The following is a 19,730-nucleotide window of genomic DNA, read 5'->3' as shown; positions in this document are numbered from 1 at the left end:
TACATCTTATTTTGACCGGATTAACTTTATTCCCATATATGCATATTACTAATTTCTCGACAAAAGTTTTTTCAAATGTTCTTCGTAATGTTTTGATAAATGATAGCTACCTGCTAAGTTCATTGCTTCAATACATTTTTTCATTCCCATAACAGATGCACGACTACCATACTTTTTATATTGAAACAAATTTTGAGCATACTGAAAAACTAATCGTTCATAAACTTCGGTTTCAATAAAACAGCATTGATTTAACTGCTTTTCAAAATAACATGCATCAATAAATTTTTCTCTTTCAATACATGTAATATATCCATTTAACAGCATTGTAGAAATTAAACGTCTATTAGTCGGAATTTCTTTGTAAAAATCTGTTCTCCTAGTCATTTCTCTAGTCAAAAGCATAAAAACATCATGTTTGAGTGCATCTAACGTATTAATGAAAACAAGCAATTCATAATGCCCCCAATATTCAACGCTAAACAAATAATCCGTCAAATCATCCAAATCACTTGAATCATAATAGTTTTCTCCAGATAAATCTTGGAGCCGAATTTTAATTAGAATCGTATTTATTTGATGAAATTTTTGGCGTTTTTCTCCTTGTTCAGACTGAGATATCAACAATCGTTTCATTTCTTCCACATCATTCATCGTTATGTACTTTCTTATCTTTTCCAAAAGTTCATTCAATTCATCTCTACGAAAACCATGTACCGCATACATGAATTCATCTATAGATAAATTAATTTCATCTAAAATAAGTATAAATTTTGAAATAGTCAGATCTGTTTCCCCTTTTTCAAAGCGAGAAAGTTGAGATGTAGATATTACCTCATTTGCAACATCTTTTAAGCGAAACCCTCTGGACTCACGAAATTTTTTAAAAATTTCTCCAAAATTTCTCATAGCGTCTCCTCCAACACGCATATATGGGAATAAAATCAGTTTAAATTCACTGAAGAATACAATAAAGAAAAATAACAATCGAGTATTTGCAGATGAAAAAAAACATTCTTTTATTAGTTCTATTCAGTATATTTGAAGTCATTATCGTTATCGGCATAGGCTAAAGAAAAATCCGGTTTTTCTTTTGAATAACCGGATTCCTGCTCCCTATATGCGGAAAATTCACTTTTCCGGACTGACTTCCGTAATTGCTTCTTTGAAAGTAGTTGCCAATCCCGCTAAACCTTGAAGATTGGAAGGAATGACCAGTTTGGTCGCCTTTCCGTCGGCAACTTTGGCCAAGGCTTCATAGGCTTTCAAGGTTAAAACGCTGTTATCAGCTTCAGCCGCTTTTAACGCTCTTAAACCGTCGGCCTGAGCTTGTGCAACTTTTAATATTGCTTCGGCCTCACCTTCCGCTTTACGAATTCGCGCCTCTTTATCAGCTTCAGCCTGCAAAATTTGTGATTTTTTATGTCCTTCAGCCTGCAAAATCAAAGACTCTCTTTGACCTTCAGCCAACAAAATCGCTTCACGCTTTTCACGCTCCGCTTTCATTTGTTTCTCCATTGCAGTTTGAATCTCTCTCGGCGGCAAAATGTTTTTCAATTCAACTCTATTAACCTTAATTCCCCAAGGATCCGTCGCCTCATCCAAAACCGTACGTAAACGAGTATTAATCAGATCGCGGCTGGTCAAAGTTTGATCCAATTCCAAATCACCTATAATATTACGCAAAGTAGTCGCCGACAAATTTTCAATTGCCGTTATCGGTCCGTCAATTCCATAAGTATATAACACGGGATCGGTTATTTGATAAAAAACAACAGTATCTATCTGCATTGTTACGTTATCTTTTGTAATAACAGCTTGCGGCGCAAAATCAGCTACCTGTTCTTTGAGATTAACTCTGCGTGCCACTCTCTCAATGAAAGGAATCTTAAAATGTAAGCCTGTACTCCAAGTCTTACTGTATGTTCCCAAGCGCTCAACAATATATGCGTTCGCTTGCGGAACAACCCGGATGTTGTTCATTAAAAAGCTTAAAATTAATAGCGCTATCAGCACCCAAAAAATAAAAAGATTAATCATAATGTTGTAACCCCTTTCTGTTACTCTGCTTATTTATCATCCAAGGCGTCAACAATTGCATGGACTCCTTTAATTGCAACTACTTTTACTAACGCACCGGGGGCAAAGCACTGTATTTGTCCGGCTTTACTTTGCGCTACAGCAGACCAAACTTGCTGTTTTATTTTTATTTGTCCCACAACAGCTCCCGGTTGGCTGCTGACTTCCTTTATCACCAATGCTGTTTGACCGACTGAAGCTTCATAATTAGTTGCTATAACCTGATGGGACAGAAATTTTCGTATAGGACGAAATTTGAAACTCAGAATCAATGACGACAAAGATACCACCAGGAAAACGACAATCTGAGCGGTAAAACTGCAACCGCACCAATAAGCAATTGCCGCGCAAAGGGCACCGAAAGTAAACCAGATGCTTGTTAAACTCACGGTCATTCCCTCAATTACGGCCGTCACTAAAATGACTATCAGCCAAAAAATTAAGGGATTCAAGCAGATATTTGCAATTAAAATACATAATAATGTTTCCATGTTGCCCTGGCCCCCTTAAATAAAATAAGTACTTATATTTTATCAGATTTTTCAGCAATTCACCATATAAATAAAACGGAAAAAGAAAAGTTATTCTCCGAGCGACGCATATGGAACACTTTCAGCCTTTTCAACCCACATAATTTTTACACCCGGAAGCAATTCTTTTCCCTGCAATTGCAAATTATGATAATAATTCCAAGCTTCTTCGCGCTTTCCGTAATCACTGAAAAACAGTACACAAGCCGAACCGCTGCCTGTCATAGTCACAAATTCAGCTTGCGGACATTTTTTTAATTCAACGAGAAAATCGGCATAATCAGGATGAACCTGCAACATCAAATCAGTGAAAGTGTTTTGGGCCGCTTCGGACAACAAATTGAATTTCTTTGCAAAAAAATATTCTCTCACTTTGCTGAAATCACTGCCGTAATGCTTATCCGGCCGAGGCAATTTTTTATTTTCTTTCTGTTTTTGATCATATAACTTATATGCAAGCTTGGTATCCATTGTATAGTTGGCCATAACAACGATAAAATACAACTTATTTTCAGGAATTTCCGTCTGCAATGTATCTGTCTGCCCGTCTACGTCCGCTTTCGGTACTGCTGCCGGAACTTTATAGGCCAAAGGTAAAATATTTTCTCCTATACCTTCAACTCTGGCTACAGCTACATCATCCAACAAAGCAAAAGGAACATCCGCACCTATTTGATAAGCAACATTTTCCAAATCGAAACAACTGTAAAAATCTTTATATGGAGGTAATTTATAGCCGTTATCATCTGCCGATACCGCTTGCATCGCTGCATATATTAATTTGAAAACTGCTGCTGCATCAAAGCTCCCGGCACCCAAACCCGACTGTAGCGGAATATTTTTGGTTAAATAAAATGTGCAGGGCTTTTGCAACAAAGCTATCAATTTGTACACCTGACCTGCGTTAAGCTCCTGCCACAAATCACACAATACCGCTACCGTATCCAGTTGTTGCGGGCCGAGGTTGTGCGCACTTTGCCGGCAATAATTAATAACACGATTCAATAAATCCGGATTTTCGGCAGCTGCAGCTTTATGTAAAATCTGCTGTTGCTCATCCAGCACTTCTTCAAACTGCAACAATACGCGCCGCCATAAACTTAATTCCAACAATTTTCGGCAATATCGCCAAGCTTTAAGAACTAAATTATCAGCTGAAAACCTTTGCAACATTTTCACTTGTTCGGCAAAATACGTATTATCCTCTGTCGCTAAATCATCTCCCGCACTTATTTGCAGCTTCGGTGCTTTCAGACCGCTATCTTCTCCTTGGTCCTCAACTTGCAGTAAATCCAAGCATTTATTCCAATCCCCTGAACTTAATTGCGTTTCATCCGCCGCCACCTCAAATTCAAGTTGGTCCCCTTTTTGCAAACGCAAAAACATCGAATCAATATTATGATAACCGCTGGCTAATGTAGTAGTTATGTCTAAATTCACGTTTATCTTATAACCGCATGCGGTCTTAATTTTAATCATCCTGTCCCTCCGTCTCAAAAATTCCGGAAACAAAAAACATTTCTAGAAATATGTCTTAATAAAGCCTTCTCCTATAACTTCACGACTGTCCATAACAAAAACAAAAGCTTTATCATCTATGGCCAAAATCACTTCTTTTAAGCGTGGAACCTGTTTACTATCTAAAACCGCCAAAAGGACTTCCGCCTCTTCTTGGCTGTATCCGCCGACAGCTTTGAGTCCGGTTACTCCTCTATTCATTTTAAACATTATATTATCAGCTATTTCTTTATTCTTTTTTGAAATAATATATACTACGCGCTTATAACTGTAGCCGCTTAAAACCAAGTCCAAAACTTTGACATCCGTTAATAACGCAACAATGGAATACATTATAATTCCGCTGGCAGATTCGGCACCATCATTAAAATAGGCACCGGACAAAATTACAGCAGCATCAAAAAGCCAAATAATTACGGAAAATTTCAAACTTTTAAAAATCAAGCGCAGCAAAAAAGCAACATTATCACTGCCGCCGCTGGCATAACCGGAGCGAACAACCAAGCCGCAACCTAAACCGAACAACGCCCCGCCGAATATAGCGACTAAAATATATTCCGACGCTTCTACTCCGTTTGGGAAAAGCCAAGCTGAAATATAGGTGCTGACATAATGGGCGGCATCCAAAGCGTAACCCAAAGTCAGCATACCTATTAATGTTCGAACCAGCATTTTATGGCTGATAAAAAAACCGATAGCTACCAAAACAGGAATATTTAAGATAATCGATATCTGTCCGACACTGACATCAGTATGCAATAATCTGCAGATAACAAGTGATAAACCTGAAAATCCGCCAACCTGTAAGTTAGCTTGCGTGTAAAAGGTAAATATAGCGATACCTATAATCATACAACCCAAAAGCATCTGCGCAAATTCTCTCACCGCGACTAACGGTGTACCAAAAAATTCATGCATTATTGTTTTTATACGTTGCATTTTTTACCTCTTACACATAATTTAATTTAATAAATTATCAACAAGTTTAAGCACTCAACGCTTCCAGCAGGACGGCAATTTCACTTTTATTCATTCCGATACCTCTGCTCATTTTGTTGTGTTCGGGATTCCACTCTCTGATATCGTAACGCTCGGCTCCACCGTTCCACGCTACAATATTCAGCTCTTTTTGCCAACCGCTGGCAGAGCGGCTTAAGACGGCAATATGTTGTTTGATCTCAAAACTGACTTTCCTGTTGTCGGCGTAACGAGTTGTTTTATTCTGAGCAGAATCAACCTGCATCGCCTCATTAACCTGTTGTTTCTTTGTTTTTTCTTCCATTGTAATTGCCATATCGCAATCTCCTTTCTCTCAGCTTTCAACTGATGTCATAAGTCTAAGTGAAAGGAAAGAAAGAAAAAGTGGAATTTTAATTCAAAAATTCAAAATTTATTCGCAGCCCGGCGGCGAATTTTACCTGATACTGCAAGTAAAAATGCCGATATAATAAGCAGTGCAGCCAAGCCGGCACTATTTTGTTCCGCTTGTCCGGTAGGTGCTACCTGACCGCGCTTAACAAACCAATCCTTGCTCCCGGCAGGAGAATAATAAGCTGTCAGGACAAATTTATTGCCCTTAGCTTCGGCTGAAGACTTAAATTCATGCGGTTCTTCGTTCAATTTTATTTTAGACAAATACCAGACACCCAAATAATTGTAATCGGTGGACACACCTTCGACTCTGGGAGGCGCGAGTTCTTTGGCTGTTACAAAACCATAAGGAGCATCGACAACATAGTCTTCCTCCAACTCAATATGCTCCCTCAAAGTAATCAGGCGAAGATGTACCTTACCTGTATGAGCCGATGATTTTTGCTCCGTATTTGCCGCTTCACTGTAACAATAATTACTTGAAAAAAGCAGAATAAAAGCCAACAGCACCGTAATATATTTTTTCATTGAACTCACCTCGCTTTCGCTTCCGTTCTCTTAAATAGTAGCATTGAAAGCCGAGCAAGGGAAGTATTGACGCTGTTATCAACTTTCAACTTTTTTATAATTATTTTTCTTTTCGCTTGCAGATTTATCAGCTGCAGGTATAAGCTTTTTCACCAAATCTCCGTTTTTATCCAAGTAGTAAGGCGTCTTACCCCGGGTGTAAAGTTCAATCGGTTCTTTACCTAAAACGGCATTTGCCGTTACATAACATCTTTTTACTTCCGGATGGCTCGGCAACTCATACATTAAATCCAACATGAATTTTTCCATAATTGCCCGTAAACCGCGCGCCCCTGTTTTTCTTTGTAACGCCAGACGTGCTATGGCTGTCAAAGCTTCCGGTTCAAATTCCAATTTGACATTATCCAGTTCAAAGAGTTTATCGTACTGCTTAACTAAAGCATTACGCGGTTCGGATAAAATATTCACTAAAGCTTTTTCATCCAACTCATCTAAAGTTACTAAAACCGGAATACGTCCGATAAGTTCGGGAATTAAGCCGAATTTCTGCAAATCCTGCGGTTGAATCGCCTGCAGATCGGAATTGACTTCTTTAGCTAAGTCTTCCTGTTGCTGCTTCTCCGCTCCGAAACCGAAGTATTTCTTACCCAAGCGATTTTTTATCACCTTGTCAATTCCGGCAAAGGCGCCGCCGCAGATGAACAGAATATCCTTAGTATTAACATGGATATATTCCTGATCAGGATGCTTACGCCCTCCTTGCGGCGGAACGTTGGCAACCGTACCTTCCAAGATCTTCAGCAAAGCCTGCTGTACCCCTTCACCGCTGACATCACGCGTAATAGACGGATTCTCGCTTTTACGGGCGATTTTGTCTATTTCATCGATGTAAACAATGCCTCTTTCCGCCTTATCCAAGTCATAATCGGCAGCTTGTAATAACTTTACTAAAATATTTTCAACATCTTCGCCGACATAACCGGCTTCAGTTAAAGTTGTCGCATCCGCAATTGCAAACGGAACATCAAGAATTTTCGCTAAAGTCTGAGCTAAATAAGTTTTACCCGACCCTGTCGGCCCGACCATAATAATATTGCTTTTTTGGATTTCAACATTCTCTTTTTCCGACTGCGCCTCAACGGCTGCCAGTTTTTTCTGTTGATTAACACCTTCACCGGGAACTTCGTGTGCGCTCTTAGCTTCAGCTTCAAAACGTGTTTGGATGCGTTTATAGTGATTGTAAACAGCAACCGCTAAATTCTTTTTTGCCTCATCCTGTCCGATTACATATAGATCCAAAGCTTCTTTGATTGCTCGCGGATTAGGTATTTCAGCTAAATTAATTTGGTGTAACTTGGATTTCGGCAACATATTTCCCTCATAAGGGACAGAATTAGTCTCCTGCCATAACATGTCGGCCCCGCGATACAGACAATTCTCGCAAATTGTACTGAACGGGCTTGAAAGAGCCATAATACCGTCCGTTATTTCCACTCCACAAAAATCACAAGTCCTCTTCGTTGTTTTTCCTTTATTATTATCGTCTTTTTTTCTTGCCATAATTATCTCGTCAATATCTGATCCACCAAACCGTATTTTACCGCTTCTTCCGCCGACAACCAGCGATCACGATCGGTATCTTTAATAATTTGGTTAATCGTCTTTCCTGTACGCTCGGAAAGAATACGATTCATCCGTTGTTTGATTCGTACAATGTGTTCAGCCGCTATTTCAATATCACTGGCCTGGCCTTGGGTTCCTCCTAAAGGTTGATGAATCATTACTTCGGCATTAGGCAAAATATAACGTTTACCCTTTTCGCCGGCAGCCAATAAAAAAGCTCCCATGCTTGCGGCCATACCCATACAAATGGTTGAAACAGCAGGCTTGATGTACTGCATAGTATCGAAAATCATCATCCCCGAATGGATTTCACCTCCGGGGCTGTTGATATAAAACTGAATGTCTTTATTGGGATCTTCAGCCTCGAGGAACAATAATTGTGCTGTTATCAAACTGGCAGTAACTGAATTAACTTCTTCACTCAAAATTACAATACGCTCTTTCAAAAGACGGGAAAAAATATCATAAGCCCGCTCGCCTCTATTAGTCTGTTCAATTACTGTAGGTACTAATCCTGCTCGAAACATATCACGATTCATTAGCTTTCTCCTTTACTAATATAACAAAATCTGCTTATAACAAAAGTCTTCAAGATAACCAAGGTCTTACCACACAGTTAACATTGAAGACTTTGTTCGGATTAAAAAACGACTTTTTATTAAAGCTTAATCTCTTCTGTCGGTGCGATGCTGACAGCTTTACTGCACAAAAGTGCGCTAACTTTACGCAATAAAGCTCCGTTCATTAATCGATCGACGTTTTCTCCTAATTGCTGTTTAAGCATCGCAGCTGTCATGCTGTAACGTTTAGCAATTTTCTCCAATTCGGCATCCTTTTCTTCTTCAGTCAACGTAATGTTTTCCTTTTTAATAATTGCTTTCAGCACCAATTCGGTCTTGACATGAATTTTAGCACTTGACTCGATCGACTTGCGGTAATCTTCCATGCTTTGACCGCTATATTGCAACAGTTGTGCAAGTTCCAGTCCCTGAGCCTTAAACTGACGGGCCTGCTGTTCGACCAAATCGTCCAACTCATTCTCAACCATAACTTGCGGCACGTCAACTTCGGCTGCATCCACAACCGCTTTCAGAACGTTGTTTTCGTATTCCTGCTTACAACGTTCGGCGTTGGATTTCTCCAATTTTTTTCTAATGTCTTCTTTATAAGCTGCCAATGTGTCGAACTCCGAAACATCCTTGGCGAATTCATCATCCAGCACCGGTACTTCTCTCTTCTTGATAGCGTGAATTACAACCTTAAAGACAGCATCTTTACCTGCCAGATGTTCTGCATGATATTCTTTCGGGAAAGTTACATGAACATCGAATTCATCATTAATATTGTGGCCGATAATCTGCTCCTCGAATCCGGGAATAAAGGAATTGGAACCGATTGTTAAATCGTACTTTTCAGCTTTACCGCCTTCAAATTCAACACCGTCAACGCTGCCTGTGTAGTCAATATTAACTATGTCGTTATTCTCCACCGGGCGATCTTCCACCGGTACCGTTCTTGCAGAACGTTGCTGTACCTGCTTGAGTTCAGCCTCAACCTGCTCATCTTTAACAGTCTCATCCGGTTTGACGGCTTCCACGCCGAAATATTTTCCCAGTTTTACTTCAGGTGTTAATGTCAATTTCAAAGAAAAAACCGTGTCGGCTTTAGAACCGATAGCTTTAACATCCAACTCCGGACGTGTAATAACTTCCAAGCCCTCTGCGGCAATAGCTTGCGGCAAATGTTCATCCAGCAAAAGATTAATGGCCTCTTCGTAGAGCGCTTGCTCTCCGTATGCCTGCAAAACCATAGCAAAAGGTGCTTTACCTTTACGGAAACCGTTGATACGGAATTGATTCTTGCAGCGATTGTATGCTTTAGGCAATACGGCTTTGAACTCATCAGGTGTAAAGGTTAACTGTAAAGTGCCTAAATTCTTTTCTTGTTTTGTAAATTCAGTTTGCATTGTTTCTCTTTCCTCCAGCAAACGCCTATTAAATTAGTAATACAGCGCAATCAGCCATCAAATGTGCTTTCTAATAGTAACACAATCGCATTTACCTGTAAATTATTCACAATATTGGCAATCTCACAATTGTTAATTTTAAGTTAACATTACGGGCGGCAGCAACGGAAAATTCAGCGAAAGCGACAATTACGCCCGTTTTAATCGTTCTTTTTTTGCTCCTGCTGAAATTTAATTAATCTTTTAGCTTTTTCCGTCTGATAAATCTGCAGCAATTCGGTAGCACATTGCCCTACTTCGTTATTGACAACAATATAATCGAACTCTTTTGACTGTTCAAGTTCCCTATCAGCCCGAGCCAAACGCTCCTTGACAACTTCAAAAGTCTCCGTTCCCCGGCCTATAAGCCGTTGCTTCAACTCGTTGAAATTCGGCGGCATAATGAAAATTGTTACCGTTTCATTCGGAAAAAAGCGTTTAACATTCAGGCTGCCCTTAACAGTAATGTCCAAAGCAATATCTTTGCCTTCTTCCAAGCATTTAGCTACAGCCTGTCTGGGGGTACCGTAATAATTACCGCAAAAAGTATCATATTCAATAATTTCGTCGTTTTTCAAATAATCGTTAAATTGCTGCTCACTTATAAAGTAATAGTGAATTCCTTCAATTTCGTTCGGACGCGGTTTTCTGGTAGTTGCCGAGACGGACAGCTTTATTGCGGGACACATTTTACGCAAAGCGGCGATACAAGTGCCTTTACCGACTCCCGACGGCCCGGAAACGGCCAAAATTATCGGAAAATTATGCTCATTTGCCATACTCATTTTAATTTTTTCCTTCCATATCTTCTTGATTCTGCGATGTATCGGTCTTGCTCAAGCGTTGCATCACGGCTTCAGGTGTTAAAGCCGAGAGAACGATATGATCGGAGTCAAGGAAAATAACGCTGCGGGTTTTGCGGCCCTGACTGCAGTCGATCAGCATTCCGTTTTCTTTACTTTCACTAATCAAGCGCCTGATAGGGGAAGAATCCACCGCTGTAACCAACAGAACTCTTTCTTTATTTATAAAATTGTCATATGCAATACTGACAAAGTCCGCCGCCATTATTGTCCTCATTTCCGTATTTATATTATTTACGCAAAATTATTTTACTCAATATTTTGCACCTGTTCGCGAATTTTTTCCAGTTCGGTTTTGTATAAAACAACAAGTTGAGTTAACCGTATGTTATTAGCTTTTGAGCCCAAGGTATTAACTTCACGATTAACTTCCTGCAGAAGGAAGTCCATCTCTTTGCCGACAGGCGTATTTTGGAAACAGAGGCGCCGCAATTCGGTCAGGTGACTTTCCAGCCTGGTTATTTCTTCCGTCGCATCGTGTTTATCGGCCAAAAGAGCTATTTCGCAGTAAAGACGTTCATTATAATTTTCAACGGTTGTATCTTTCAGTAAAAGTTGCAGACGTTCTTTTAAAGCTTGTAAATCGTTGGCCGGTGTCGTCCGGTTGATTTCTTTTATTTCAGGTAAATAGTCGGATAAAGCGTCTAATCTCGCCAGTATATCCCGTGCCAATTTTTCACCTTCCCGCTCTCGCGCCTGCACAAAGTCATTGATACATTTTTGTAAGCTTCTGTGCCAAAGTTCCGTAAAATCGGCTTCCTGCTCCGCTGTCAGCTCCGTCACTTCCTCGACTTGGACCATTTGATTGAAAAACAGACGAATACACTGTTCAACCGTCAAGTTGCTGAGCTTCTGCTGCATCAAAGCCGGATCCGTCGTTGTTTTATCGGCCGGCAGCATTTTTCGTCGAATTGTAAATTTTACTTCAATTTTTCCACGCTTAATCTTATCGGCAATCAAAGAACGGATTTCATTTTCCGGAATCAGCGGTAAAGCAGGTAAATTCAGGCGCAAATCAAGATAGCGGCTGTTAACGCTGCGCATTTCCACCTCTATCCTCAACATTTCATTGCTATCTGCGACCACAGCACAAGCGGTCATACTTTTCAGCATAATTCCACCCTATTCCTTTCTTAAGCAAAAAACTTCATAGCCCTGTTCTCGAAGCAGCAGTTTATACGTTAAATTATCCTGTTCCGCTAAATCCTGCAAAAAAGCGGCGTACGAAGCAGCTCCCTGTTTTTTCCCGATAACGCAATAGAATTTGCCGCCGTTTTCCAAGCGACTCAAGGCTGCTGTCAGCATTTGCCGGACTTTAATTTTCCCGGTCCTAATCGGCGGATTCAAAGCAATTAAATCAAACAGACGCCCGGTGTAGGCGGCGGCAGCATCGGCCTGGACCGTCTGAAATTTTTTGACATTATTCATTATCATATTGGCTGTTGCCAGACTGCAAGCCCGACTGTTAATATCGGATAAATAAAAATTACTTTCCGGATAAAATGCCGCTAATATTAAAGAAACAGCACCCCAACCGCAAGCAAAATCCCAAATACTCCCTATTTTATCGGCAGTTTCATCTGTCAATATCGCTTTTAATAAGACGGCCGTACCTCGATCCAACCCGTTTTTGGAAAAAACTTCATTATCCGTTCGCACCTGCAAGTTAAGTCCCTGAAAAGTAATATTAATAAGTTGCGGCTGACTTATACTTGCCGGTTCCTGCGCAAAATAATGCCCCATAACTACCTGCCTGTTCGTTTTCACTCAGTGTACTACACTCATTCAGGCTCGGCAAATTGAAAACTGCAGTTGAAAAAAGGCCGCCTGCAGGCAGCCTCTATTTCAAAACTTGAATGTGCCGTTAAATTCTTTGATAACGGTTTTCCTGCGGCAACATCAAACTGAGCAGGGCTAAACCTAAAACATAGACAACTACCGCTTCACAAACTGAAAATACGGCAATATTTGTCAACATTAAGCTTAAGCCCATCTCCTCCGCCGGTGTAAATAAAAACGGTAAATAAACGCCGACTATTGCTCCGTTCAGAACGACTGAAGGTAACGGTAAAAGATAGAAGCTCGGTTGCAGCCACAATTGTTTGAGGGTAATGCGGCCTGTACGATAGAGATTTAAAGCTTTGTTATTGCCGCTTATTTTGTAAGTAATATAAGCACTGACGGCCGTAGCGCAAGTTCCGCCCAAATAATCAACCGGACCGAGATTACCGGGATTAAAATAATTAGCTAAAAAGCAGCCCAAAGTTACACCGACTGCCGCTGCAAAACCTAAGTTATTCGGTCGAATATGTAATTTTTCTTTATCGGCAAAGAGCGGAGATTGTAAGTTTATTACTCCCAACGGTATCAAAAGCATCATAGCCTCCGACAGGCGGAATTGCCAAATTCCGAAGGCAACGGGATAGCTCATAACGGTAACAACCGCATAAACTGCTGCCAAAACGGCAGCTACAACGATAACGGGCAAGGTTAAGCGGCCCGCAGAAGAATGCTTGGCTTGCATCATATAGTAGTTCCTTTCCAAGTGAAATTGTCACTCGAAGTTATTACTCCCGGCCACCTGAAAGAAGTCAAGCGCCGAGGCTTTTTTAGGATAACATAGAATCTTTATTTCGCCAATTGCGCCTGATATTTTTTTGTAAAACAACCAAAGAAAAAATTATAATAATGCCCAGCGCGATAAAGCCCGAGATGGTTAATGTATTATTGAGCGAGCGGGAAAATAAGGTATAATCCTGAAATACTGCCGCCTTCATCGTGTTGAAGATATCCGCTCCCGGGACCATCGGTAATATTGCAATGATAAGGAAAATTGCGGCCGGAGATTTGTAAATTTTAGCAAGCAGTTCTGCATAAGCTGCGCAGACTGAACCGCTGACATAGGCGGCCAGAGCCATACTTATCGGTAAGAAATAAATATAAGATGTCCAGGCTAAAGCTCCGCCGATTGCCGCCAGAAAAATATATTTCCCCCTATTACCGAAAAATACGGCAAAGCCGAAAGAAGCGATAAAGGCAGCAATAAAAGCATATAAAAGTTTAAATACAAGTTCCATTCGGCTCTTACCTCGTTCCGGTATAATAAGTCTGCATATTGAACAGCAATAAAACTACCGCCGCGCCCACCGCCAGCGCTACACCTATCAATACAGTTTCCAGAAGTTTGTTACTGCCGGCGGTAAAATCGCCCATAGTAACGTCCCGCAAGCCGTTAGTGAAAAGCGCTCCCGGCATTAAAGGCATGAGAACGGAAGCCAGACTGTAAGCAAATTGATGTAATACATTTTCCTGCAGAAAAAGCAATACCAGAATTGTTGCCAAAGCCGAGCAAACTGTATAATTGAAGAAGTCGTTAATTACTTTGCTCAAGCAACGATACAAAAACATTACCGGTGCAGCCAATAATGCAATTATGATACCGTCCGACAAGGGCAAATAAAACATCAAAGAAAAACCGAAAGCAATCAAAGAACCGCTCAGCACATAAACCAGCAGCGGATAAGATTTGATTGCATCTATTTCATCCAGGCGCCGGCGAAATTCGTCCAAGCTTAAAGTTTTACGCGAAATATCGTAACTCAAGTTGTTCAGGCGACGTACTTTTTCTAAATTTATGCCTTTATTTTTAACGCGCCAGGAAGCTGTCATTATTTCCGCTTCCCGCTCCGGTTTGAAACTGACGACCAATAATGTATCGGCCACATAAGCCGAAGTTTCAAAGGCTCCATATGCTCTAAGGACATAAGTTATTGTCTGCTCAACGCGATATGTTTCCGCTCCGCTTAAAATCATCATGATGCCCATGCGCATCACCAAGTCCAATAATTTTGCCGCTTCTTCCTTCTTCACACTCTCAATCCTTACATTTTCAAAGATATTCTCAAATTATAAAGAATTGCGTCCTTTATTTTCAAGCTTGTTCTGCCCGGGCATAACCAGTTCCAGGCAGCGGGAAATCAAAGCGTCCATAGCATCATACACCAGGCAGGCAGCCTTAGCATTCAGGGTCATACAGGAAAGTTCCGTACAGGCCAAAATAACATAGTCCACTCCCTGCTCCCGTGCCTCAATTATTCTTTGAGACAGTAAAGGGAAATCGACGCAGCCGCTATTTTTGAGGTCATAAATAAAGCCCATAATTTCTTGCTGCAGTGGATCGGGGACGGGCACGATTTCAAAGCCGTAGCGTTTGGCATAACGCTCGTATAATTTACCCTGGCGAGTGCCTTCCGTGGCAAATATTTGCAATTTTTCCGCTGAAGGATGTAATTTACGGACACTCTTCAGGGCCAATTCCACCATATTCAATATCGGCAAATCCGTCAATTGTTCCAATTGCGGCATAAAATAATGCAAAGTATTGCAGGGGAAACAAATATAGTCACATCCCGCCTGTTTCAGAAGGGCAAAATCTCTTTCACACTGTTTGAGCAAACTGCCGTCATCACCGTGCAAAATTACTTCCGTTCTGTCAGGCAGCGAACAGTCGCTCCAAATCAGCACATCCGGATGGTCCTGATCTTTGCGGGCGGTTAATTTGGCTTCATCTACCAGACGGTTGTAAAAAACTGCTGTCGCTAAAGGTCCCATGCCGCCTAAAACACCTAAACGCGGTCTTTTGCCTGTTGCATCCATAATAGTTACTCTCCCACTTTCACTGCTTGTTAACGCTTGCAAAAATACTCTTTATACCAAAGTAAAAAGACATAAGCTAAATATAATTGGTGCTGATAATTGGCTTCACCGGCTTGATGCTTGGCTAAATATTGCAGCAATACATCCGTTTGGAAAAACTGTCGAGCTTGACCGGAGCCGAATTCTTCCCGCAATAAGTTAGCGAATTTCTCCTGTTTGAGCCAGTCTTTCAACGGCACCATAAAGCCTAATTTTTGTCTGGCCGACCATTCCTGCGGTAAATAAGCCTGCGCCGCACAGCGTAAAATATGTTTGGTTTCAAGGCCTTTTATTCTCTGTTCGGGCGCAATTTTCCGGGCTAAATCCCAAATTTGCAAATCAAGATAAGGAACACGCAGTTCCAAAGAATGAGCTGAGCTCATTTTGTCGGCCTTAAGCAAAATATCGCCCGGCAACCAATATTTCAAATCGATTAATTGCTTCTGATCCAATTCCGGTAAAGCCGCAATTTCATCATAGTAAGGCTGCAGACCGTTTAAAGCCGATACACCTTGTGCGTACTCAGGCTGTAAAAGTCCGCGAGCTTCCGAGTCTGTGCAGATGGACATTTCACCGAGGAAATATTCCCGCGGTTCCATACCGGCGCGCAATACCGCTCGCCGCAAGTGCGCACTGGGTATCAAATTGATAAATTTACGGTTGAATCGTCTGCAAGCAGCCGGCAACATCTTTTTATAAATTCCGGCCAAATGTGAATCTCTATAAGGATCGTAGCCGGCAAAAAGTTCGTCCGCTCCCTCACCGGAAAGGACAACCGTAACATATTCTTTCGCCAGCTTAGCCAAAAAATACAGGGGAACAGCGGAAAAATTCCCGTGCGGTTCGTCCATATGGTACTGCAATTTCGGTAAAATTCCGAAACAATCCTCTGCAGTCAAATCGACGTGATGATGCTGTATACCTAATTTGGCGGACAGGCGCTTGGCGTAATCAATTTCATTGAAACCGCCGCCGGCATAGCCGGCAAAGCCGACACTGAAAGTATGTTGCGGGCGACTCAAGGCGGCAATATAACTGGAATCGACACCGCCGGAAAGGAAAGCTCCCACTTCAACATCGCTTTGTAAATGCAACTGCACCGATTCGCGCAAGCGTTGCCTCAATTCTTCTACTAAATCATTTTCGTTCGTCCGCCGGCTGTAATCAAACGTAAAGTGGAAATAAGTTTCTGTCTGAAGCGGTTTATCCGGCGTCGAATATGCTTTCAAAGTTTCCGGCTTAATCAATAAATAATGTCCCGGCAGCAACTTATAAACGCCCCGGAAAAAGGTACTTTCCCACGCCGAGTACTGAAAATTGAAATAAGAGAAAAGAGCATCCCGGTTAAGTTCTTTCACAAAAGCCGGGTAAGCGAGAAAGCTCTTGATTTCAGAAGCGAAGATGAAGCTGCCGTCTTTTGTATTACAAGAATAATATAACGGTTTGATGCCGAACGGATCGCGAGCCAAAAATAAAGTGCGTTCAACGTTATCCCAAATGGCAAAGGCGAACATCCCGCGTAATTTGCTTAATAATTTCGGGCCGTAACAAGCATAACCGTGGACCAGAACTTCAGAATCTGTCCGGCTTTGGAATTGATAGCCGTGAGCTATCAGGTCTTCCCGCAATTCTTTGTAGTTATATATTTCACCGTTAAATACCAAACTGTAGCGACGATTTTCTGAAAAAAGCGGCTGATTGCCCTGTTCGCTCAAATCAATAATTGTCAAACGGCGAAAGCCTAAACCCAAGCCTTGAGAGCAATATGTGCCTTCAGCATCCGGACCGCGATGGCTGATCAAAGCGGTCATCTTCTGCAACAGTTCCCGTCCCGCTTCTTTTGCCGTTTCACCGTCTTCGGTTTGTAAATACCCGCAAATTCCGCACATAATTATCCTCTCAGTCTTTTCTTAATCTTGTTAATTACAAAGCGCAATAAAGGTTTTAAGTCCGCAGCATCGTATATAGCCGGAACAAAACGCTTGCCCTGTTCCTGGGCTCGCAAATGCGCCTTCGTCCATTGTCCGCTATGATAATAAGCGGATTTGGCAAAAAAGTTCTCATAACCGTAAATAAATCCGATGTGCAAATCTTCCTGCAGGTGTTTCTGCGGCGGCGTCAACGGCATACCAGTCAAATCTTGATATGTTAAAGCCGGTACATTTATGCCGCAGGCGGCGATGCAGGAGTTAAAATTGGTAATGCGGGCATTAATTTCAATTAAGTAAATCTTATTGTCCCGCGCATCCCGTTTATACTCGATTTCAGCAAAACCGCGCCAACCTATATCCTGCAAAAATTTGCTGCCCGGAGCTACAAGTTCCGGGATATAATGCTGATACATCAGACAGGAAGCTCCGAAATTAATCGGCCACTGTCTCAACTTACTGCCGGTAAAAGTATGAGTTACCGTTCCGTCCTGGCGGATAAAAGCGTCAAATAACAGCATATTTTCATCATCGCCGACAATAATCTTTTGCACAAAGCAGGGGATTTTCGCGGCGTTGACTTTGTTAACCGCCGTATCCAGCTCCGCCCGGTTATGGCAAACAAAGGATTTACAGCGGAATGTTTCCGTAAAAATCGGCGAAATAATCGGCTTAACTATTAAAGGATATTGAATTTCCGTTTCCACTCGTTTATAAAAATCCGGATCCGATAAGGCGACTGTCGGCGGTATCAAAACATTATATTTTCGTGCCAGTTGATAAAGTTTATCTTTTTCAACTACTTCTGCCGCCAAACCTTGACGCGGCAAAGAAAGTAAATAATAGGGTCTAAGTTCTTCTTGGTATTTATCTAAAAACAGCAAATAATTGTCATGGGTCGGAATTATTACCGGTTTCGCCTCCTGCCGTTTCGCATAAGCAATTAATTCTTTCACCACTTCAGCCGGAGCAACGCTGTAGTCGCTTAACCATAACTTTTCCTGAACATAACGGGAGCGCATCCCGTAACTGTCCCGGTCGAAGTCGGCAGCCACTAAAGGAATATGACACGCGGCCAAGCAACGAATTGTACTTAAGCCGATGTAATAATTAGTTCCTAAAACTAAAGCTTTATGTTTATATGCCTGCATTTTTTACCTCAATCACAGTATCTAAAGTCCAAAACACAATTTTTGTTATAATAGTATAACACCAAGTGAAAGAGAGACGCTTAATTTTTATGCAACAAATCACTCCCGATTTTTGGCAAAAAAGCTACTTCCACCGATTTATGGCGCACTATTTAGCGCGTAAATACGGCAGCGATTTTACCAGGAGAGCAGATAAGATACAACCTTCATTGGCAAAGACGATCAATATTTTCGCCTTCTGCTGTAATCTGTTTTTGTTTATCAGCAAGCTTATATTCGCTTTGCTGACGTCTTCCATCGCTATCATGGTCGACGCTTTCAACAATTTATCCGACTTCATTGCCACCATTATAGCTTTTGTCGGTATGCAGCTGGCTAATTTGCCGCCGGACAAAGAACATCCGCACGGCCACGCCATTTTAGAAAGAATAACGGCTTTATTGGTCGGATTATTGGTGCTGCTGATCGGTTTCAGTTTTCTGCGCGCCTCCGTGCTGCGCTTAATGCATCCGGAAGAAGTCCTTTTTAATCCTTTGACCTTTGTTATTCTGCTCATCGGTATTATTGTTAAACTAATTATGCATATAGTTTACAAAATCAACGGTGAGTTTTTACAATCTCAAACTTTCAAAGCCAACAGTATTGATACCATCGGCGACGTTTACATCACCTCCTGTACATTACTGTCGTATATTTTCTCCCCTTTCACCAATTTCCCGGTCGATGCGATTGCCGCCTTACTCTTAGCCTGTTTGGTTATTAAAAATGCTATCGGTTTGCTGAAAGAAACTATCAGCATTCTTTTAGGTCAGGGTATTGATAAAGAAACGGAAAAGGAATTATACAATTTATTGCGCCAATTGCCGGAGATTAAAAGTTGGCACGATTTGCGTTATCACGAATACGGTAATGTCAAAGTAGCTTCTATTGATCTGGAGGTTCCCTATAATATGACAATTGCGGAACTTCACCCGAAAATTGATGCTGTGGAACAGGAAATTCTGGAAAAGCTGCAAATCAAGCTCTATACCCATCTGGAGCCGCAATCGAAATCCGGTGACTATTGTTGTCAGGATAAACGTCTGATTTGTCTGATTAATTCAGCTTTGCAGCAAACACAAAGTAATTCCCGGCTGCACGATTTCGAGTTGAATCACGAGAAAAAATTGTTACGTTTCGACATTGAATATTATGTAGATGATCCGAATACGCATTTTGATCAGGATAAATGCCGGGAAAAGTTTTTGCGGAATTTCAAACGTGCTTTGGAAGATGCTAATTTGGATACTTTTTATGCTTCTTATGATTGGGTAATCGGTATCTTCCCGAATTTCAATCATATTTCCCGTTAATTAAATCGAGCAGTAAAAAACAGCGGCCGTATCGGAGTGAAAATTCTCCCATGCGGTCGCTTTATTCAGCCTATAATTTTTCAAGTG

Annotated in this window: 21 protein-coding genes; 1 reads left to right on the top strand and 20 read right to left on the bottom strand. The window is 41.3% G+C overall.

Annotated elements, in window-relative coordinates:
* Positions 1–48: 48 nt before the first annotated feature.
* The 20 genes from PYS60_RS01735 to PYS60_RS01640 all read right to left on the bottom strand — a co-directional run bounded on the left by PYS60_RS01735 (position 49) and on the right by PYS60_RS01640 (position 18,291).
* Positions 49–909: a helix-turn-helix domain-containing protein gene (locus tag PYS60_RS01735; RefSeq protein WP_315570290.1), complete on the bottom strand. Its 861-nt coding sequence runs from the start codon at positions 907–909 to the stop codon at positions 49–51.
* A gap of 222 nt (positions 910–1,131) precedes the next feature.
* On the bottom strand, positions 1,132–2,040 hold the full coding sequence (locus PYS60_RS01730; protein ID WP_390866541.1) for an SPFH domain-containing protein: 909 nt from the start codon (positions 2,038–2,040) through the stop codon (positions 1,132–1,134).
* Positions 2,041–2,069: 29 nt separating this feature from the next.
* Entirely contained in the window at positions 2,070–2,570 is a 501-nt protein-coding gene (locus PYS60_RS01725; RefSeq protein WP_315570288.1) for an NfeD family protein, read from the bottom strand.
* Positions 2,571–2,660: 90 nt separating this feature from the next.
* A complete protein-coding gene (locus PYS60_RS01720; RefSeq protein ID WP_315570286.1) occupies positions 2,661–4,088 on the bottom strand; it encodes a GHMP family kinase ATP-binding protein in 1,428 nt (475 codons plus the stop codon).
* Positions 4,089–4,130: 42 nt separating this feature from the next.
* Positions 4,131–5,066 carry a YitT family protein gene (locus tag PYS60_RS01715; protein WP_315570284.1) on the bottom strand — a complete coding sequence of 312 codons (936 nt, stop codon included), beginning with the start codon at positions 5,064–5,066 and terminating at the stop codon, positions 4,131–4,133.
* Between the two features lie 46 nt (positions 5,067–5,112).
* Positions 5,113–5,421 carry a YdbC family protein gene (locus PYS60_RS01710; RefSeq protein WP_315570282.1) on the bottom strand — a complete coding sequence of 103 codons (309 nt, stop codon included), beginning with the start codon at positions 5,419–5,421 and terminating at the stop codon, positions 5,113–5,115.
* Positions 5,422–5,510: 89 nt separating this feature from the next.
* Entirely contained in the window at positions 5,511–6,026 is a 516-nt protein-coding gene (locus tag PYS60_RS01705; protein WP_315570280.1) for a hypothetical protein, read from the bottom strand.
* A gap of 78 nt (positions 6,027–6,104) precedes the next feature.
* On the bottom strand, positions 6,105–7,586 hold the full coding sequence (clpX, locus tag PYS60_RS01700; protein ID WP_315570278.1) for an ATP-dependent Clp protease ATP-binding subunit ClpX: 1,482 nt from the start codon (positions 7,584–7,586) through the stop codon (positions 6,105–6,107).
* Positions 7,587–7,588: 2 nt separating this feature from the next.
* Entirely contained in the window at positions 7,589–8,176 is a 588-nt protein-coding gene (clpP, locus tag PYS60_RS01695; RefSeq protein WP_315570813.1) for an ATP-dependent Clp endopeptidase proteolytic subunit ClpP, read from the bottom strand.
* A 131-nt stretch (positions 8,177–8,307) separates the two neighbouring features.
* The gene (tig, locus tag PYS60_RS01690) at positions 8,308–9,615 is read right to left on the bottom strand and encodes a trigger factor (RefSeq protein WP_315570277.1); all 1,308 of its coding nucleotides are present in this window, start codon (positions 9,613–9,615) and stop codon (positions 8,308–8,310) included.
* 200 nt (positions 9,616–9,815) lie between these two features.
* Positions 9,816–10,439 carry a guanylate kinase gene (gene gmk / locus PYS60_RS01685; RefSeq protein WP_315570275.1) on the bottom strand — a complete coding sequence of 208 codons (624 nt, stop codon included), beginning with the start codon at positions 10,437–10,439 and terminating at the stop codon, positions 9,816–9,818.
* A 1-nt stretch (position 10,440) separates the two neighbouring features.
* Complete coding sequence (locus tag PYS60_RS01680) at positions 10,441–10,734, bottom strand: DUF370 domain-containing protein (RefSeq protein WP_315570273.1); 294 nt, start codon at positions 10,732–10,734, stop codon at positions 10,441–10,443.
* A gap of 32 nt (positions 10,735–10,766) precedes the next feature.
* Positions 10,767–11,630: a YicC/YloC family endoribonuclease gene (locus tag PYS60_RS01675; RefSeq protein WP_315570271.1), complete on the bottom strand. Its 864-nt coding sequence runs from the start codon at positions 11,628–11,630 to the stop codon at positions 10,767–10,769.
* A gap of 9 nt (positions 11,631–11,639) precedes the next feature.
* Positions 11,640–12,284, bottom strand: coding sequence for a class I SAM-dependent methyltransferase (locus PYS60_RS01670; protein ID WP_315570269.1), 645 nt, complete (start codon positions 12,282–12,284; stop codon positions 11,640–11,642).
* Positions 12,285–12,381: 97 nt separating this feature from the next.
* A complete protein-coding gene (locus PYS60_RS01665; RefSeq protein WP_315570267.1) occupies positions 12,382–13,044 on the bottom strand; it encodes a QueT transporter family protein in 663 nt (220 codons plus the stop codon).
* A gap of 82 nt (positions 13,045–13,126) precedes the next feature.
* Positions 13,127–13,594 (bottom strand): threonine/serine exporter family protein, encoded by a 468-nt coding sequence (locus PYS60_RS01660; protein WP_315570265.1) that lies wholly within the window; start codon positions 13,592–13,594, stop codon positions 13,127–13,129.
* A gap of 7 nt (positions 13,595–13,601) precedes the next feature.
* Positions 13,602–14,387, bottom strand: coding sequence for a threonine/serine exporter family protein (locus tag PYS60_RS01655; protein ID WP_315570263.1), 786 nt, complete (start codon positions 14,385–14,387; stop codon positions 13,602–13,604).
* A gap of 36 nt (positions 14,388–14,423) precedes the next feature.
* Positions 14,424–15,173, bottom strand: coding sequence for an aspartate/glutamate racemase family protein (locus PYS60_RS01650; RefSeq protein WP_315570261.1), 750 nt, complete (start codon positions 15,171–15,173; stop codon positions 14,424–14,426).
* Between the two features lie 29 nt (positions 15,174–15,202).
* Complete coding sequence (gene asnB, locus PYS60_RS01645) at positions 15,203–17,101, bottom strand: asparagine synthase (glutamine-hydrolyzing) (RefSeq protein ID WP_315570259.1); 1,899 nt, start codon at positions 17,099–17,101, stop codon at positions 15,203–15,205.
* A gap of 2 nt (positions 17,102–17,103) precedes the next feature.
* Positions 17,104–18,291, bottom strand: a complete 1,188-nt coding sequence (locus PYS60_RS01640) for a carboxylate--amine ligase (protein WP_315570257.1) — start codon at positions 18,289–18,291, stop codon at positions 17,104–17,106.
* A gap of 89 nt (positions 18,292–18,380) precedes the next feature.
* Between PYS60_RS01640 and PYS60_RS01635 the strand changes: the two genes are divergently transcribed.
* On the top strand, positions 18,381–19,643 hold the full coding sequence (locus tag PYS60_RS01635) for a cation diffusion facilitator family transporter (protein WP_315570255.1): 1,263 nt from the start codon (positions 18,381–18,383) through the stop codon (positions 19,641–19,643).
* Positions 19,644–19,730 lie beyond the last annotated feature (87 nt).

The sequence above is a fragment of the Amygdalobacter indicium genome, assembly GCF_029101545.1.
GTDB lineage: Bacteria > Bacillota > Clostridia > Saccharofermentanales > Fastidiosipilaceae > Amygdalobacter > Amygdalobacter indicium.
The sequence above is the reverse complement of the archived record's forward strand: the minus strand, read 5'-3'. Positions and strand labels throughout refer to the sequence as shown.

Coding starts and splice junctions, on each gene's coding strand:
- PYS60_RS01735 (WP_315570290.1), bottom strand. CDS start 909: ATGAGAAATTTTGGAGAAATTTTTAAAAAATTTCGTGAGTCCAGAGGG.
- PYS60_RS01730 (WP_390866541.1), bottom strand. CDS start 2,040: ATGATTAATCTTTTTATTTTTTGGGTGCTGATAGCGCTATTAATTTTA.
- PYS60_RS01725 (WP_315570288.1), bottom strand. CDS start 2,570: ATGGAAACATTATTATGTATTTTAATTGCAAATATCTGCTTGAATCCC.
- PYS60_RS01720 (WP_315570286.1), bottom strand. CDS start 4,088: ATGATTAAAATTAAGACCGCATGCGGTTATAAGATAAACGTGAATTTA.
- PYS60_RS01715 (WP_315570284.1), bottom strand. CDS start 5,066: ATGCAACGTATAAAAACAATAATGCATGAATTTTTTGGTACACCGTTA.
- PYS60_RS01710 (WP_315570282.1), bottom strand. CDS start 5,421: ATGGCAATTACAATGGAAGAAAAAACAAAGAAACAACAGGTTAATGAG.
- PYS60_RS01705 (WP_315570280.1), bottom strand. CDS start 6,026: ATGAAAAAATATATTACGGTGCTGTTGGCTTTTATTCTGCTTTTTTCA.
- clpX (WP_315570278.1), bottom strand. CDS start 7,586: ATGGCAAGAAAAAAAGACGATAATAATAAAGGAAAAACAACGAAGAGG.
- clpP (WP_315570813.1), bottom strand. CDS start 8,176: ATGTTTCGAGCAGGATTAGTACCTACAGTAATTGAACAGACTAATAGA.
- tig (WP_315570277.1), bottom strand. CDS start 9,615: ATGCAAACTGAATTTACAAAACAAGAAAAGAATTTAGGCACTTTACAG.
- gmk (WP_315570275.1), bottom strand. CDS start 10,439: ATGAGTATGGCAAATGAGCATAATTTTCCGATAATTTTGGCCGTTTCC.
- PYS60_RS01680 (WP_315570273.1), bottom strand. CDS start 10,734: ATGAGGACAATAATGGCGGCGGACTTTGTCAGTATTGCATATGACAAT.
- PYS60_RS01675 (WP_315570271.1), bottom strand. CDS start 11,630: ATGCTGAAAAGTATGACCGCTTGTGCTGTGGTCGCAGATAGCAATGAA.
- PYS60_RS01665 (WP_315570267.1), bottom strand. CDS start 13,044: ATGATGCAAGCCAAGCATTCTTCTGCGGGCCGCTTAACCTTGCCCGTT.
- PYS60_RS01660 (WP_315570265.1), bottom strand. CDS start 13,594: ATGGAACTTGTATTTAAACTTTTATATGCTTTTATTGCTGCCTTTATC.
- PYS60_RS01650 (WP_315570261.1), bottom strand. CDS start 15,173: ATGGATGCAACAGGCAAAAGACCGCGTTTAGGTGTTTTAGGCGGCATG.
- asnB (WP_315570259.1), bottom strand. CDS start 17,101: ATGTGCGGAATTTGCGGGTATTTACAAACCGAAGACGGTGAAACGGCA.
- PYS60_RS01640 (WP_315570257.1), bottom strand. CDS start 18,291: ATGCAGGCATATAAACATAAAGCTTTAGTTTTAGGAACTAATTATTAC.
- PYS60_RS01635 (WP_315570255.1), top strand. CDS start 18,381: ATGCAACAAATCACTCCCGATTTTTGGCAAAAAAGCTACTTCCACCGA.